Genomic DNA, 903 nt, shown 5'->3' on the forward strand with positions numbered 1-903 from the left:
TTGGTGATCCGCAGCACGGGCGTGACGCTGGAGGCGGTGCTGCCGCGCCTGCGGCTGGACGCCGCCGAGCTGCGCGCGGCCGACCCCGATGCGGCGGCCACGCTCCGGGCAACGCTGCGGCGAGGCGGCGTGCCGGTGGAACTGTCCGCGACGCTCCCGTCGCTGCGGGATCTGCTCGCGGCGCCGGACAGCGCCGTCCCGCTGCGGGCAACGCTGACCGCCGGCCCGTCGCGGCTGGCGCTGTCCGTCACGGCGAGGCGGACGGGGCTGGCCGGCGCGCCCATGCAGGCGGAACTGGCCACGCCTGACCTCTCCACGCTGGGGCCGCTGCTCGGCGTGACGCTGCCGGCGCTGCGGGAGGTCACGGCGCGCGCCCGCATCGCTTCGGTGCAGGATGGGGCGGCGTTCCGCCTCCAGGACCTCGTCGTGTCCGCGCGCGGGCTCGAGGCGGACGGGGAGCTCCAGGTCACGCCGGGCCCGCCCATCGCGCTTGCCGGGCGCATCGCAGCGCGGCGGATCGACCTCGATCTGCTCGGCGGGCCGGGGGGATCAAGCGCGGCGGCCCCCGGGCGCGTCATCCCCGACCTCGCTTTGCCCGTGGAGGCGCTGCGGACCTTCGACGCGACGCTGGACCTCTCGGCCGAGGCGCTGACCGCCGGCGGCATCGCCTGGCGGGCCGCGAGCGCCCGCCTGTGGCTGGCAGGCGGGCGGCTGCGCCTGCAGCCCTTTGCCGTCACCACGCCCGGCGGGCCGGTGGACGGGCAGCTGACGATGGACGCCGCCGCCACGCCCCCCACGCTGGCGCTGATGCTGCGCAGCCGCCCGGCCGGACTCGACCTCGCGGCGCTCAAGCGGGCGACGGGCTTCGGCATCGCCTTCGAGGGGCCGGCAGAGGTCGCGCTG

At 78.0% G+C, this 903-nt stretch carries 1 protein-coding gene; it reads left to right on the forward strand.

The annotated features are described in order from the left end of the window. Positions 1-903: AsmA family protein (locus tag OZN99_RS32540; RefSeq protein ID WP_456299928.1), on the forward strand; the 903-nt coding region annotated here is incomplete at both ends.

Origin of the sequence: Falsiroseomonas oryzae (genome assembly GCF_027856955.1) — a bacterium.
Lineage (GTDB): Bacteria > Pseudomonadota > Alphaproteobacteria > Acetobacterales > Acetobacteraceae > Falsiroseomonas > Falsiroseomonas oryzae.